The sequence below is a fragment of the Bradyrhizobium sp. genome, from assembly GCF_019244115.1.
Lineage (GTDB): Bacteria > Pseudomonadota > Alphaproteobacteria > Rhizobiales > Xanthobacteraceae > Bradyrhizobium.
Genome location: NZ_JAFATE010000506.1, coordinates 19353 through 34527, shown reverse-complemented (window position 1 = coordinate 34527; position 15175 = coordinate 19353). Strand labels below are relative to the sequence as shown.

Sequence of the window (15175 nt, the reverse complement as noted above, 5' to 3'; positions counted from 1 at the left end):
TCAGGTTCAAGGTCGGCGTCCCTGCTTACCGGCGGGCATGAGAATCTATGCCGTCGGCGACATTCACGGGCGGCTCGATCTTCTCGATCTGTTGCTGGCGCGGATCGAGCAAGACGTCTCAGTTCGTCCGGTGGCCAGACCGATGTTTGTATTTCTCGGGGACTACATCGACCGGGGACCGTCATCGCGTGCAGCGATTGATCGGCTGATCGCGCATGGTCGGAGCAACGAGTGCGTATTCCTGAAAGGCAATCACGAACAGATCGCGATCAAGTGCCTGTCCGATCGCTCGCTGTTTGATCAATGGCTGCGGCTGGGCGGGATCGAGACATTGATTTCATATGGCATTTCGCCGAAGCCAGGGCTGGATGAGGTGCAAATCGTCAGGCTGCAGGCGGCCTTTCACGGCGCGCTGCCACAGGCGCATTTCCGCTTTTTCCGCGACCTGCAGATGTCGTTCTCTTGCGGTGACTTCTTTTTCGCCCATGCCGGCGTGAGGCCGAATGTCCACTTGTCGCGTCAAAAGGAGAGCGACCTACTCTGGATCAGGGACGAGTTTCTGTCGTCGAACGAGGATTTCGGCAAGATCGTCGTGCACGGGCATACGCCCACGCGCGAGATCGAGGTGGCATCGAACCGCATCAACATCGACACCGGCGCCTTCGCCACCGGGCGGCTCAGTTGCCTCGTGATCGATCAGGGCTCGTTGTCGGTAATCGATTCCGAGAAACGCGGGGCTCAGGAGAACCGGAGCTGAGTCGGCGCCGCGACGGCGTCGCGTAGCGAAAACCTGAATCGCAGCGCCGTCCTTCTCCTACGAGGGAGTACCACGGGCAAGCGGGAGCGACGGCCGCGTAACGAGCGAGCGAAGGTATTCGGTTGTTGGCCGTTCGACCCAGATACAGATAAGGCAACTGATAAAGACGGTGCCGGTCAATTCCAGCATGAACTGTGCCCTGAGTGGAAGGTGCAGATGGAGAAGGAGGCCTTCGAGAATCAGGGAAACCCAGACATGCCAGAGGAAGATGGAGTAGGACGCTTCACCCAGCAGACTGAGGATGCGGATGTTCGGCACACGCTTCGCCTTTTCGTAGTAGACGGCGCCGGCGACAACGAAAACCGACGGTATGCCGAATTTCAGCATCGGCGGCATGTCAGGATGAAAATACTCGGACTGGGCGAAACCGAGAAGCCCGATCACGAGGAACAGCAAAGCCCAGCCCGAAGGAACATCACAACGTTTCCAAACGACGCCGACCAGCACGCCAGCGAGGAACTCGAGCAGAATGTTCGGGTTCGTAACCGATGCGAGGTGAGCTTCCGGCACCAGCACGTGCAACACCGCCAACCCGCAAAGCGTCGCGGCGATGAACTGCCAGCGATATCGTTGCTCGACCCGCAACGAGGCCGCAATCAACAGGTAGAACATCATTTCATAGATGAGTGTCCAAGCTTGCAAGACCACAGGAAGGATGTCATCGCCGGCGAGGGTCGGAATGAAGAAGAGTGACGCCACCAAACGGTATGAATCAAGCTGGTGACCGTAGGTGAAATTGGGCTTCGCGAGAATGAGCAGCGCGGTCGCTGCGGTCGCGAGCCAATAACTTGGCACCAGCCTGATGACGCGCCGAAGCATGAAAGTGGAGGGGGCGATGTCGCGGTCGACCGTAATCACCCACATGATAAAGCCGCTGACTACGAAAAACAGGTCGATGCGAAAGGTGCCTAGGAACGGCGTGCCACCAGCACGCAGCGTGAGATGGTAGGCCAGAACAGAGAGCGATGCGATGCCGCGCAAGTACTGGATGCCATAAAGTTCGCGCTTCACAACTAGAACCTTTTCTACTCGGTGAAGAGCCCGACATTCCCGCACGCCTGCGCGCGTATCGTTTCAAGGTGGCCAGGAAATATTTGATTGAGGGAATACACCCGAAGATTGACAATTTAGAAACGTATGAATAACCTGAGATTGTTGTTGCTGCCAGTCTTCTATTCAGAAGGCTAAGGTACAGCCCCAGTAGAACCATGTCACTTGACGCGGCTGAACTTGGTTAAAGGCTTCGACCGCTATCATTTGGTCTGGTGGACCGCCTTCCCGATACGCAGCAACGGCGCGTACGTCCTTGAACGGCGATCCGCCGAACGAGCAAAACGCGAGGCGACGGCGACTGGCCGGATCTTGCGTCGCTGTTCAGCGGCCCGTGCGTTTCCCGCGTCGGATTTCCATAGCGTTCGGACTGCGGCCCATCATGGGCTACCTGGCGGTCTTTGCAAGAGCAGGGGAGCGATTTGCAGCAGCGTGACGCGTTGCGAAGCCTCCTGCCGGTTCGGCGATCCAATTCGAATCAGCTCAGTGCGGCGTTGGCATCTGCCGGTCCGATGACGACAACGGCCGCTAATGCGCTCTTGCGAGCCGCTCCGTCACGCGCTCGGCGGCGAAGCCGGCGCCAAAAGCGAACCGCGTCAGGGGCCCGAAGGTATTTGCCGACAACGCCCCAACGAAGAACAGACCGGCCACCGAAGATTCAAACCGCGACGACAATATGGGCGTCTCGGCGGTCTTGGCGATAGCACCGCGCAATTCGGGGGAAAGGAACGGAACTCTTCTCAAATCGGCGCGATATCCGGTCGCGGCGATCAAATGGTCGACCAGCAATTCCTCGGCGCCGTCGGGTCCGCTGAGGGACAGTCGCAGGCGATCCTGGTCCGCTTGAATCTGGTCGACGGACCGGCCCAGGCGCAGGGCCACACGGCCATTGATCTCGTCCCTGGTGAACCAGCAGGGCGCGGGGCCGAGATGGGTGCGCACCACGGTGAGCCGGAATGGCTCTGGCATCGCGCGAAAGACCAGCGGCAGTTCTGCGCACAGGTAGGATTTCCAACCGTTGCCGATGCCCGAGATCGGCCACCGCAATCGCGCGGCCAGCGGGCGCGACTGACCGCGCGGCGGCGGCGGGTCCTGGAAGCGAAGCTGATCCGTGCGAGCCACCAGCGTTGGGCGGGCGCCGGCTTGCTGCAGCAGCGCGGCGATGTCGACCGCGGACGCGCCCGCGCCGATCACCGCGACGTCCCGGTCGGCGAACTTCTCAAGACCATGATGGTCCGAACTATGCGTCACCAACGCTGGAGGCACCCCTTCGAGCATCGGAGGAAGCCATGCGAAATGGCCAATGCCGACTGCCACCACAACTCGGCGCGCGCTCAGGACGCCGCCATCCTCGAAGGTGAGCTTGAAACCATCGGCGTTGCTGCGAAGGTCGCTGACGGTTCGGTTTTCCACGTCGGGGACGAAACGACGCTGAAACTCCAATCCGTACTGCGTGAATGTCTCCAGCGGGACCGGTAGACCCACGTCCGCGTAAGGAAGATCGTTGTCGGCGCAATATCGGGCGAGCGTCAAGATTCCCCCTGGATCATAGAGGCTGGACGCAAATCCCTCGGATTTCAGCCGCATGCCTTTGGGCATCCGGCTTCGCCACATCGCCATCGGGTCGCCGAAAATTCGAAAGTCCAGGCGGCGAGCCTTCAGATGCGCCGCAAGCGAAAGGCCGTACGGCCCCGCACCGATGATCGCGATACCGGTGGAATCAGTGTCAGACCTGCGCGCCGCGTTCATCGTCATCTCAGCACCATTTCACCGCCAGAGTTCTGCTGGTCGCTTGCCACTTTGTGAAAATCTAATACGCTGTAAAGAGTCAAGATCAGTCAGAGTTAAGGGGTGTCAACCCCAACGAGGATACTCCCAGGGTGCAATCTAGAGTTTTGTTTAGTTCGACCAATTGGTGGCCTTTGGCAGCGCGTTTGGCGTCCGAGTTCGGGAAAGCGGGGGCCTACACGGGCGCCATATGCCCGCGCGATAGCCCGCTGCTCTCCGTCAGTTCCGTCCGAGAGATCTTCAAATATTCTGCGCTCTCTCCCACGCAGACCGTCGCCGAAGCGCTGCGCAGGATGCGGCCCGACCTCATCGTTCCGTGCGACGACCGTGCGCTGGGGCATTTACACGCTCTCCATGCCTCGCTGCCTGACGACGACGGTCTGCGCCGGCTCATCGAGCGCTCGCTTGGCAACCCGGCGGGGTACGCCGCCGCGCGAAGCCGCGGCCAAGCACTTCGCCTGGCCGCCCAGGACGGCAGTCCTGAGCCGGCATCGCACGAACTCCACTCCGAGGCGGACGTGCTAGACTGGTGCGCAAACCGGTCGTTTCCCGCCGTGATCAAGGCCGATGGTACCTGGGGCGGCGCGGGGGTCGCGTTGGTCGACAGTCTGGCTTCCGCCCTCGCCGCCTATCGTCGACTGTCGCGCCCGCTTGCCACCTGGCGTGTGTTGAAATTCCTGCTGTCCAATCGCGACCCATTCCCGCTGTGCGGGTGGCTCGATCGAACACGTCCTGGCGTGATCGGTCAAGATTTCGTCAAAGGTCGCGCTGCGAACATCATGGTCGCCTGTTGGAACGGCGAGGTCCTTGCCTCGATCGGCGCCGTCGCGCTGAAGACCAAGCAAGATTTCGGTGCCGCGACAATCGTCAAACTGATCTCGCATCCCGGAATGGAGGCTGCGGCAACGCGGCTTGTTCGCCGCCTCGGAATGTCGGGTTTCTGCGGCCTCGACTTCATCCTTGAAGAGGGGAGCGATCGAGCCATCATGATCGAGTTGAATCCGAGGGCTACGCAGCTTGGTCACTTGCCGTTCGGTCCGGCCGGTTCGCTCGTGTCCGTGCTGCTGTCGCGTGTTCGCGGCGAGACCGTATCGGCAGATAACGGCGGGCGCAGCGCGGAACGACCAAATGTCGCCTTCTTCCCGCAGGCGTGGTTGGCCGAGGCCGACGCCCCGTTGCTTTCGGATGCATATCTTGACGTTCCGTGGCACGAGCCGAAACTGGTCGCCGAATTGCTGCGGCGGCCGAAGGATGTCCGCAGCCCGTTGGCGCGTCTGACCGGCTTCGTGATGGGGCGGCCTGACCCGGCGCGCGTGCTGGCCAAGTCGTTCGCGAACACGTTCCCTCCTGCGGATGAGATTCCGGAGGTAGATTTTGCGGGCGCGGCGCCAGTTCCGTCCCATCCAGGACCACCAGCGCCTGGGTTATGTCAGGAGCCCTGAGACCATCGATGGCCGCCGCGCCGGGAAACGCGCCCCGGACGAAGCGGCAAACCAGCCGCACGTGCTCTTACTTGCATCCTTGATCTCGCGAAGAGTTTCCCCGACCGGCATGGGCGTGTGGCCGCTCGCATGCTATCGCCTGTCGATGATATGATTGCGGAACGGTAGATAATTTGAGCGTAGGAAGAGATCTGTCCAGCGAACCCTCCGGACCGGCACCAGTGGAGGCCAAAGACCACCACGAGCGTTCCGCTGCTCGCGAGCGGCGCGCGGGTGGAATCTGCGTCTTGTCACGGCAACGCATTGTCGGCAATACGAACGGCAGCTCCACCTATCTGCTGAGCCTGTGCGAGGCGCTGCACCAAGATGGACACGTGCTGCACCTGTTATGTCCATCTCCCACAATGTTCGGGCGCTGGCCAGCCCTGGTGATGGGACGGGAGATGGCGATCTTCCGTTCGATAAAGATCCGCCGCGCCGTGCGGATCGGGAACGTCTACGTCGCCGTTGACCCTATGGTGCTGAAACGAGCTTTTGTCGGAGTCCTCGGCAAGGTTCTGGCGCGAATGGGCATCCGTATCGCGGCCCTGTCCAGGCCGGCGCCGTACGCGATCGGGCTGCCCTGGGAGGCGGCCGATCTGCGCTACGTCGAACGGCATGCGCCAAGGCAGGCCGACGGCGTCCTGGTCGACTACGCATTCCTGACCGAAGGTATTGCGCGAGTGCCTGCCCCCTGCGGGCCCAGCGCGGTTGTCATGCACGATCTCTTTTCCAGCCGGCCATCCGATTTTGGGCCGCTCGGCTCCGACCAAACCGGCGGCCTCGTCGATTTCGATACCGAGATGGCGATGCTTGGCCGCGCCGGCGCCGTGATCGCCATTCAGGCGGAAGAAGCCGCCAAAGTACGCCAACAGCTGCCGGGTACGCCGGTTCTGCTCGCGCCCATGGCGACCGTCCCAGTCGACGCGCCACAGGCCGGCAAAGGGCTCGATCTCCTGTTCATTGGCAGCAACACCACCCCGAATGTGGATGGATTGCGCTGGTTCTTCGAAGACGTCTGGCCATCGGTGCGGCGGGCGAACCAAGCGGCCCGCTTGAAGGTCGCTGGCAACGTTGCTGTCTCGTTTCCAACGGGCGTGCCGGACGGCGTCGTCCTGCTCGGGCGGGTAGATGACTTGAACCCGCTCTATGCCGAGGCCGCTGTCGTGATCTCTCCGCTGCGCGGCGGTTCTGGCCTGAAAATCAAGCTGATCGAGGCTCTCGGCCAAGGCAAGGCCATCGTGGCAACCCCGACGACACTCCAGGGCGTGGCTGGCGTCGTCGCGCCGGCCGTATTGGTCGCCGACGCTGCCCAGGCCTTTGCGGACGCGATCACGACGCTGCTCGCGGATGCCGTGCTCAGGAGGGCTTATGGCGAGCGCGCACTCGCCGTCGTGCGCGACCACTTCTCAGCCGAGGCTTGTTACGCTAGCGTGGTGGCCCATTTCCGCCGGCGCAAGTGAGGGAGTGGCTCGGCAATGCGCGTGCTGCGGGCGCTTATCGACGCATCGGTGCCGGGCCCTAAGGTCAAATCCCATCTTTGGTGTAGTACTTGTAGTCTCGATCCGAATATCCTTCCATGCGCCGCAAGGTCGATACGTCGGCCTTATTGAGGACGGTGCCGATCAGCCGTTCCGAAACTGTGCTTGAGGCGGAGAGGGCCCTGACGACATCGTCGCTGGATGTGCTGTCCCATTCCACCACCAGAATGAACCCATCGAACAGGTGAGCCGCTGCCTTGACGTCGACGACCGCAAGAACGGGAGGCAAGTCGACCAGCACGTAGTCGTAGTCATCGGCGGCCGATTTCAGCGTTTTCGTGAACACCGCCGAGGTCAGGACATCCGAACTGTTGACCGGTTTCATTCGCGTCGATGAGGGCAGGAAATCGAACTCGTATTTGTGGTCGTGGATGACGAGGTCACTGGCGGACGCGTTGTTGACCACCACGTCGATCAGGCCTTGATGATTGGTGTAGCCCAGCGACTTGGTAATCGAGGGATTGCGCAGATCGCCATCGATCAGCAGGACTCGTGCGCCGCTCTTGGCGATAAAGGCGGCAAGGGTTGCCGCGATCGTGGTCTTACCTTCTCCCGGCAACGCCGAGACGATTCCAATGACCTTGCTGTCGGCTGGACTGAGGTCGATCGCCACCTTGACGTAGCGAAACGCCTCTGCGGTCGCGGAAAACGGCGCAACCTCGGTTATCTTGCGAAATGCCCCAGAGTCCTTGGTTGCGCCCTTCTTCCGCCGGGGAAGCAGTCGGGAACCGATGGAAGGAACGACCGCAAGGCAGCTGGTTCCGAGCAGGCTTTCGAGCTGCGCGCGCGTGCGGATCCTGCGGCTCATCTGCTCGCGGGCGAGCCCCCCCGCAACTCCCAAGCCAAGTCCGAAAAGACTGGCCAAGATGAGCGTGAATGCCGTCTTCGGGTGGCTTTTCGTGCCTACTGCGGCCGTCGAGATCACCCGCGCTTCAGTAGACGGAAACGACTGCTGCTGGACCGATTGCGTGAAACGCGTCAGGAACGTCTCGTAGAGCCCGCGATAGGTGTTCGCGGCTGTCTCGAGTTCGCGCAGGCGGACCTGCAATTGACGTGTTTGGGCGGATTGCTGAAATACCTCCGACATCCGCTGATCGATCGCTGCTTCCTGGCTCTGCGCGATCTGGACCTCGCTCTTGTAACTCTCGGCGATACGCGAGATCTCATCCCAGATGGCTTGGCGGAGCGCGGCCATCTCGGCCCGTAGGTTCTTGGTGGCTTGGTGGTCCGAGCCGTAACGCGCGCTCCATTCGATGTCCTTGTTCTGGTCGTCGAAGAACTGTTGCCGCAGCTTGGTGATCACCGGATTGCTGAGCGCGTCTGTCACCGCCGGGTCAGGAATATCGACGTTTTGCTTTCTTGCCCGCTGTTGCAGGACATGCGTCATCCGTTCAAGCTTGGCTTGGGCTTCGGTGGTATCTGCACGGGCTTTTGCCAGCGCCTTGCCGAGTTGATCAAGTTCGATTTCGCTGGCCAGCTTGCCTTCGCCACCTATGATGATGCTGTTTGCTGATTTGAAATCCTGAACTTGCCTGAAGGCATCACTCGCCTGTTGCCGCAATTCGCCTATCCGTTGCTCCAGCCAGAGACTTGCGCGATGGGTCGCGTCGAACTTCGCCTGCAGCTGGTCTTCGATATAAGCATCGGCAAATCCGTTGGCGATCTTGGCTGCCTTGTCGGGATCGAGCGAGGTGAACGCGATCTGCTCGATATAACTGCGTCCGATCCGGGTGACGTCCAGATTGCGTCGCAAAGCGTCGACAGCGTTTCGCGTCAGCTGTTCTTTTGAATCCTCGGGCGCGGCAGCCGGCGCCAGTTTCAGGAATGCGAGAAGGCGTTGGCGCAAGCCGGGGCTGGTTCTGGCAAATTCGGCATCCTCGTCAAGGTGCAGCCGCTTTACCACCAAGAGTATGATGTTCTCCGATTGTGTTGCTTCGATTTCGCTTTCGACCGACGCGTCCTCGACGATGCGGTTTTCGGTTGACAATTCGGAATTGGACCAGGTGATCCGTTTGGTGTCGATAACCAGATCGAGACGCGCGGTGTACCGCGCAGGTGTCACCGAAAGGTACACGCCGGCCAGCGCGAGCGCGACCGCAAGCGCGAGCGCAATCAGCCGCCATTGCCGACCGAGAAAATCCTTCACCTGCAACAGTTGCCAGGCCGCACCGGTGGAGCCGGCTGCGGTCGGCGTTGCGGCATACCGCTGGAATGGTCTGGCTAGGTTCATGGGTCCTGAATCCGCGACGAGTTAACCATAGTTCGTGAGGACCAACCCCGGTTCGCGTTGCAGCTCCCAAACCAATTGCTAAACCAAATCTATCATGACAAGGAGGTGGAATCCAATCACACCTCCGCCGACATAGTAATGGCCGTTTTTCGGGCTTTGCGTGAGCCCTTTAGTCGATCGATAGGCGCCATTTACGCAAAATCCTGCATGGCTCCTTATGAAATGTTATAGTGAAGTGCATGATCTCAAGTTCCCTGGCGCGGGAGTGCTAAACTGAAGATCGCATATTTGGTACATGATCTTTCAGATCCCGCCGTACATCGACGGCTGCGGATGCTGAAGATCGCATCGGCCCAGATCGTCGTCATCGGGTTCAGGCGAACCGCAGCGCCAATGACCAACGTTGAGGGCTGCGAGACGATTGATCTCGGCCCGACCAGGGACGGTGCATTGCTTGCAAGGGTCGGCTCGATTGCCTTGGCGGCGATGCGGCTGAGGCGGCTCCGGAAGGCTGTGCGCGGCTGCCGAGTGGTGCTCGCACGAAACCTGGAAATGTTGCTTCTGGCCGTAGAAGCCCGTCGTCGTTACGTCCCCGGTGCCAGCTTGGTATTCGAGTGCCTCGACATCCATCGAATATTGCTGGGCAAGGGTCTGGCGGGAGGCCTGCTGCGATCGATCGAGTCTGGTCTGATGCGCAAGGTGGACCTGATATTGACCAGTTCACCGCGCTTCATCTCCGAATATTTTGGGCCAAGAAAGTTCAACCGTCCCATAAGAATTGTCGAGAACAAGGTCCTCCTTTCCAACCCTGGCATCGGCCCTCCGAGCTGGTCTTCGCAGCCAGTCGGGCCGCCCTGGAAAATCGGCTGGTTCGGCATGATAAGGTGCCGTCGAAGTTTCGAAATTCTTAGATCGGCGGCGCGGGATGCGGGCGGCAGCCTCCAGGTCAGGATCGCCGGCCGTCCGTCTCCAAAGGAATTTCCGGATTTCGAAGCGCTCGTCGGCGCGTCTCCGCATGTCAGGTATACCGGACCTTATCGGCCTGACGACTTGGCACCGCTTTATAGCGATGTGCATTTCAGTTGGGCGGTGGACTTCTTCGAACAGGGAGCGAATTCCACCTGGTTGCTCCCCAATCGCGTTTACGAGAGTTCATTTTTTGGGGCGGTTCCGATTGCCGTCGAGGGCGTTGAAACAGCATGCTGGCTTGGGCAAAGGAAAATCGGGGTGATCCTCGAAGGTCAGCCTGAACTGGCGTTGCGCAATTTCCTTGAGACGCTGACTGATCAGCGCTATCGAGAGCTGGCCGGCGCTCTACGAAGCGTACCACTGACCGAATTGGCCGACGGGAGGGAAAGCTGCCAGCGGCTGCTCGAAGCACTCGAGAAGCCCAAGGTTTCGTTCGAGCCGGATGTCGAACATGTCAACATTTGAGGCCGCTCGCTCGCCGGATGGTGTCGTTGTCGTGGTTCCTTGTCTCAATGAAGAGGAGCATATCGAGAAGACGCTCGCTCACTTCATGGCGGAGCCCTATGACGCGGTGCGGAAGATCGTGGTTTCGGATGGCGGCAGCACGGACCGGACGGTCAAGATCGTGGAGCAATGCGCGCTCCGCGACAACCGGGTCGTCCTGCTGCGTAACAACCGGCGAATCCAGAGCAGCGCCTTGAACAGGGCTGTCGAGCAATATGGGCACCTGGCGCGCTTCATCATTCGAGCCGACGCACACGCGGACTATCCCCCCGGATTCTGCAAGAGGTTGCTCGCGGCTCAGCAGATGACGGGGGCCGAAGCGGTCGTTGTTAGCATGATCGCCAAGGGGGTTACCTGCTTTCAGGTCGCCGCCGCGGCCGCGCAGAATTCGAAGTTGGGCAATGGAGGCTCGGTGCACCGCAGGCTTGCGCAGGGCGGGTACGTCGATCATGGGCATCATGCGCTGATGGACGTGAACGCGTTCCGCTCGGTGGGAGGATATGATGAGTCGTTCTCGCACAACGAGGACGCCGAGCTCGACCGCAGGCTCATCGCTGCTGGATTTCGGATCTATCTGTGCGCCGGCGCCGAGATCACCTATTACCCGAGAAAGAGCCCGGCCTCGCTTTTCAATCAGTACAGGAATTTTGGACGCGGTCGGGCGATGACGATCTTGAAGCATCGCACCAAGCCGAAGCTGCGGCAGGTCCTTCCAGTTTTGGTCGGCCCGGCCGTCGCCATGTCGCTGCTGTGGCCTTTGACTCCGTTGTTGGCAATCCCTGCCATGCTCTGGGCGATTGCCGGCATCTCGTATGGGCTTGCGCTCGGCGTTCGCAACAGGAGCAGGTGCGCCTGTGGCGCAGGAGCGGCAGCGCTGCTGATGCACCTTGGGTTTTCATTTGGGTTCATTTCACAGGCGCTGCGCGCCGGGGGGCGGCGATCGAGCCGCGACGCCCAGAGCGCCATCACGTAAGATTGGTATGGATCAATGATAGGGCGGCTTAACAACGGATCGCCTGTAGTCGACGTCAGTGTCATCGTGGCGAACTACAACGGCGAGCAATTTCTTGCCGATGCCGTCCGCTCGGCATGCAACCAGAGCCTTCGGACTATCGAAATCATCGTCTCGGACGATGCGTCGAGCGACTCCAGCGTTCAGATCGTGAAGGCACTGAGCGCCAAAGACAGCCGAATTCGCCTCATCGAGTCCAGCGTGAACGGCGGTCCTGCGGCAGCTCGCAACCGGGCTCTCGAGGTCGCCAGAGGCCGGTGGATCGGCGTCCTGGACAGCGACGATGTCATGCATCCCGATCGGCTCTCGCGGTTAATCGAAGAAGGCGTGAAGAGCAACGCCGACATCGTGGCCGACGACCTGCTGTTTTTCGATACCGACTACCGGGCACCTTCACAGTCGTTGCTGGGTGGGCGATGGTCGGAGGCCTCATACTGGGTTGCTCCCGAGGATTATCTGGCAACCAACAATTTCTACGGGAAGGGGCCGGCTCTCGGGTATCTCAAACCCTTGTTTCGGGCATCGATCATCGACAAGCAGAACCTGCGTTATGACGAACGGTTGACAATTGCGGAGGACTACAATTTCGTATTTCAGCTCCTCATGGCCGGGGCGGCTTTTCTCACCATAACCTACGCCGGCTATTTCTACCGCAGGCACAGCGGCTCGATTTCGCATCGCCTCAACCCCAAGGCGCTCGAGGGCATTCTCGAAGCCGAGAAAGGTTGGGCAGAGCGATGGCCCCAGGCCTCTCTGCAGCCCCTGTTCCGCGCGCGTGAACGCTCGATCCGGCGGGCACTCGCTTTTGAGGAACTGGTCGAAGCCATCAAGTCACGACAACTGATGAAAGCGGCAACGTTGGCCGCAGCCGATCCCGCCGCGGCCTGGCTGCTGAGGCTTTCGCTCGGGCAGTTTTTCAAACGTCTCCGCTCCGGCCCGAAGGTCTTCGGGCCGCGAACCATTTCGGATCAGCACGAGCACGCCACGGAACGGCGGTTGCAGAACTGATGAGCACGTGTCAGAGAGCGCTGATTTCGATCCGTCATGCGGCATGGCCTGCGGCGGTGTGGCCCGGGCAGGGACCATCCCGCCGGTATCATTGTCGACGAGTTCTTGTGACGATGTCCCGCTCTCGTGTTAACCATGGAAGGCCAGGGTATTTGGAACTAGGACGTTGAAAACAAAGCTGGACTGTCCATTCGAGCGGCCGACACGGAATATCGTAGCGGCCGAAGTCGAGCACGGATAGAAATTCCGCCCGTTGAAAGGTCCTGCTGCTCGATTGGAGCAGTGGATATCTGCGCGGCCGGAGAGAGAGCGCGGCTTGTTCGGGAATTCGAGGCTCGTGATCACCAATTTATCCCAATCGTGCGGGTCGGCATATGTGGACGTCGTGATCGCGACGTGGAACGGAGCCGCCACGATCGAAAGAGCGGTGCAGTCGGCATTGTCGGACGATCATGTCAGCCAGGTCATCGTCATCGATGATGGATCCACCGACGGCACGTATGCGGTGGTCGAAGCTATCAAAGACAGGATCGGGGCCCGGATTGTTCTTCAGCGATTGGGTCAAAACAAGGGGCCGTCGGTCGCGCGCAACCGCGGCCTGGAATTATCCAGTGCGCCTTGGGTCGCGGTCCTGGATGCGGACGACTATTTTTGTCCTGGCCGGATAAAGGCGCTTCTTGATGCTTCCGAGGGAGCTGACTTCGTCGCGGACGATCAGATCCAGGTGAAGCAGGGTCAGGATCCTGACCTGTTCGGCGATGCCCTCATCGGTCATGACACCGTCATGACCCTCGACTTTGCGATCTTCGTTGCGAACAACATCAGCAGGGGGGGCCGCCTCAGGAAGGAATTCGGTTTTCTCAAGCCCATCATGCGCAGGTCGTTCTTGGACACGAACCAGCTGCGGTATCCGGAACAGTTGCGCTTGGGAGAGGATTTCGCACTCTACGCCAGAGCGCTAGGTGCCGGGGCCGTTTTCAGGGTCATTCCGGCCCGCACATATGTTTCGGTCATTCGGGCGGATTCGCTTAGCGGCAAGCACTCGAAGCACGATCTGGAGTGCCTGCGCGATAGCGCCAGGTCACTTCAGACGTTGCCGACCCTGTCGAAGCTGGACAAGAGGCTTGCGCGCAAGCACTTCGAATCCATCGATGCGCGCGTGCAATGGCTCAATGTGATTGACGCCGTAAAAGCGCGAAGCTTAGCGGCCTTTCTCGCGCCTTTTTTCCTTCGCTGGACTACGTCCGTCTATCTGATGCGCTGTCTCTTGGAGCAGCTCATGATCAGGAGCAAGAGGTCACTCGGACTGTCATAAGAGTGCGCGCGAAGTTACTCGCCGGCTTGGGGCCGACGACCCACAGCCTCGCGATACAGGTCATCCCAGAACCGTTCCGCATCGCCAGGGGCGAAGAGTGCTTCTGCGGTGGCACGGGCCTTCGCTCGCATGCTGCGATAGGTTGACTGGTTCTTGACGCAGGCTTGAACTTTCTCGAGGAGCTCGCCGGCAAGCCGCTCGACTTCGTCGCGAAACATCGCCTCGTACCAAGGAAGGTGCCTCTCGGTGTTCCCCTCATACTTCCATTCTCCCATCTCGTTCCTGTCCAGAGAGAGCAAGATGCCGTTGACCTGATCTTCAATGAATTCCGGCAGCGCCCCTATGTTCGTCGCAATAACGGGGGTGTAGCGCGCCATTGCTTCGATTGCGCTGTAACCAAAGGTATCGCTGAAAGTCGTCAGAAGAAGAAAATGCGATTGCCTGATCAATTCCAGGACGGCGGGGTTTGGCAACGAGCCATGCGACGTGACGTTGGGAAGCGTGTCGATAAGCCGACGATATGCCTCGAAGAATTCCGGGCGCGACGGACCTATCCATGAGCCGGCCCCCACGTCGAGCCCGGAAACGATGTCGACCTTGAGCGGAAAGCCAAGTTCGTGCGCGAGCTGAGCGGCGCGCACGGCAACGAGACCGCCTTTGCGTAAAAAGTGATTGCCTACGAAGACCAGCTTGATGGTTTCCGGTTGTGACGGGTCGAAACCATCTGCCTCAGGGGGAATGAGGATATTAGGATAGCGAACGGTGAGTTTGGGGGCAATATCGTCAAGCCACGGCCTGCCGGCATGCTGGTGCAGGAATTGGCGGCGGGCAATCTCCGAGATTGCCACGATCTTCCGGCATCTCTGGCCGGCAAGCATTCTCGAAAGGATTGCAAAGATCTTCCAATCTTCGCGGCCGAAGACGCGAGGGAGATGCGACTCGTAGCCGATCACGAAGGGCGTCACGCCAATAGGAATGCGGTTGAAGGCATGTATGAGATCGAATCTGCGAAGCGGAAACGGGCTGAAAATCGTTGCGCCTTCGATTGATGTATGAATGTAATTGAGGGGCAGGAAGTTTCGAATGGAGATGTTGTGCGTGGAATGCTTGGGTGAGTTGAACAGCCACGGATAACGGGTCGGCGCCAATATATTCAATGCATGTCTCATGCTAACTAGTCTACCGGTTGAAAAGCCACCCCGCATTATTGCATTGGCAAGATTTGCTCGTCAAAGCGGAGCTGTTCGCGTGGCTCTTGCTCAACCCCGTTGCCGCGACGTTGGCTGCATCGCTTTTCCGCGTCAGGTTCGGTAAAAAGGTAAGCGCGTCCGCGCGGCGACGAGCCGGGGGCGACCGTTCGTGACGAGTGTCACAGAGCCGGCTCGGCTGCAGACCAAACAGCCCGCACGAAACGGTTGCGGTTGATCAACGCGGAGATCGGGTCAACGGCCGCATTGTTG

General features: G+C 60.1%; 11 protein-coding genes. 7 read left to right on the top strand and 4 right to left on the bottom strand.

What is annotated here, in order from left to right:
• Positions 1-37 precede the first annotated feature (37 nt).
• Positions 38-757 carry a metallophosphoesterase gene (locus JOZ76_RS22415; RefSeq protein ID WP_291701970.1) on the top strand — a complete coding sequence of 240 codons (720 nt, stop codon included), beginning with the start codon at positions 38-40 and terminating at the stop codon, positions 755-757.
• Between the two features lie 57 nt (positions 758-814).
• On the opposite strand, the gene JOZ76_RS22410 is transcribed toward JOZ76_RS22415, so the two are convergent.
• Together JOZ76_RS22410 and JOZ76_RS22405 are read right to left on the bottom strand one after the other, a co-directional pair.
• Entirely contained in the window at positions 815-1828 is a 1014-nt protein-coding gene (locus tag JOZ76_RS22410; RefSeq protein ID WP_291701968.1) for an acyltransferase family protein, read from the bottom strand.
• Between the two features lie 567 nt (positions 1829-2395).
• Positions 2396-3616: an NAD(P)-binding domain-containing protein gene (locus JOZ76_RS22405; protein WP_291701966.1), complete on the bottom strand. Its 1221-nt coding sequence runs from the start codon at positions 3614-3616 to the stop codon at positions 2396-2398.
• 185 nt (positions 3617-3801) lie between these two features.
• On the opposite strand from JOZ76_RS22405, the gene JOZ76_RS22400 reads away from it, so the two are divergent.
• Entirely contained in the window at positions 3802-5097 is a 1296-nt protein-coding gene (locus JOZ76_RS22400; protein ID WP_291701964.1) for an ATP-grasp domain-containing protein, read from the top strand.
• 287 nt (positions 5098-5384) lie between these two features.
• Positions 5385-6599, top strand: a complete 1215-nt coding sequence (locus JOZ76_RS22395; protein ID WP_291701962.1) for a glycosyltransferase — start codon at positions 5385-5387, stop codon at positions 6597-6599.
• 64 nt (positions 6600-6663) lie between these two features.
• On the opposite strand, the gene JOZ76_RS22390 is transcribed toward JOZ76_RS22395, so the two are convergent.
• A complete protein-coding gene (locus JOZ76_RS22390; RefSeq protein ID WP_291701959.1) occupies positions 6664-8907 on the bottom strand; it encodes a polysaccharide biosynthesis tyrosine autokinase in 2244 nt (747 codons plus the stop codon).
• 333 nt (positions 8908-9240) lie between these two features.
• On the opposite strand from JOZ76_RS22390, the gene JOZ76_RS22385 reads away from it, so the two are divergent.
• The 4 genes from JOZ76_RS22385 to JOZ76_RS22370 all read left to right on the top strand — a co-directional run bounded on the left by JOZ76_RS22385 (position 9241) and on the right by JOZ76_RS22370 (position 13715).
• A complete protein-coding gene (locus tag JOZ76_RS22385) occupies positions 9241-10341 on the top strand; it encodes a glycosyl transferase family 1 (protein WP_291701957.1) in 1101 nt (366 codons plus the stop codon).
• A complete protein-coding gene (locus JOZ76_RS22380; protein ID WP_291701955.1) occupies positions 10328-11353 on the top strand; it encodes a glycosyltransferase family 2 protein in 1026 nt (341 codons plus the stop codon). The genes JOZ76_RS22385 and JOZ76_RS22380 overlap by 14 nt, the downstream gene beginning before the upstream one ends.
• 66 nt (positions 11354-11419) lie before the next feature.
• Positions 11420-12400, top strand: a complete 981-nt coding sequence (locus tag JOZ76_RS22375; RefSeq protein WP_441300074.1) for a glycosyltransferase family 2 protein — start codon at positions 11420-11422, stop codon at positions 12398-12400.
• A 376-nt stretch (positions 12401-12776) separates the two neighbouring features.
• Complete coding sequence (locus tag JOZ76_RS22370; RefSeq protein WP_291701951.1) at positions 12777-13715, top strand: glycosyltransferase family 2 protein; 939 nt, start codon at positions 12777-12779, stop codon at positions 13713-13715.
• A 14-nt stretch (positions 13716-13729) separates the two neighbouring features.
• Here JOZ76_RS22370 and JOZ76_RS22365 read toward each other — a convergent pair whose 3' ends face one another.
• Positions 13730-14872, bottom strand: a complete 1143-nt coding sequence (locus JOZ76_RS22365) for a glycosyltransferase family 4 protein (protein ID WP_291701949.1) — start codon at positions 14870-14872, stop codon at positions 13730-13732.
• Between the last annotated feature and the right edge of the window lie 303 nt (positions 14873-15175).